The sequence below is a fragment of the Staphylococcus sp. 231237_7MaSpsaltlick genome (assembly GCF_043107035.1).
In genome coordinates this window covers 1-560 of record NZ_JBICNX010000287.1, presented here as the reverse complement: position 1 = coordinate 560, position 560 = coordinate 1, and the positions used below count along the sequence as shown (strand labels likewise).

The 560-nt window shown below is 36.6% G+C and carries 1 protein-coding gene; it reads right to left on the bottom strand.

The annotated features are described in order from the left end of the window. On the bottom strand, positions 1-560 hold a 560-nt coding region (locus tag ACF91D_RS31495; RefSeq protein ID WP_392438659.1), incomplete at both ends, for a catalase.

Below are 560 nucleotides of genomic sequence, written 5' to 3'. Positions count from 1 at the left end.
CCATTCAGGATAGTCTCCTTTTTCAATAGATTCATAAAGGTCCTTACGATGGAAGTCAATATCTTTACCATGTAATATTTGCGCTTCATCCCATACTAAGCTTTCCAAGCCTTGAAGTGGTTTCCAATGGAATTTTACAAAATATGATTGTCCTTCACTATTTACTAGACGGAATGTATGAATACCGAAACCTTCAATTTGTCTGAAGTTTTTAGGTATACCTCGATCACTCATTGCCCAGACTGTTGTATGCGTAGATTCAGGGTTCTGTGCGAAAAAGTCCCAAAATGTATCATGTGCTGTACCACCTTGAGGCATTTCATTATGTGGTTCTGGTTTAACTGCATGAATTAAATCTGGAAATTTAATCGCATCTTGGATAAAGAATACTGGAATGTTATTACCTACTAAATCAAAAATACCATCCTCTGTATAAAATTTAGTCGCAAATCCGCGTACATCTCTTACAGTATCAGGAGAACCTTTTGAACCTTGAACAGTGGAAAATCTAACGAATACGGGAGTTGTTTTTTCGGGATGAGTTAAAAAATCTGCTGAAG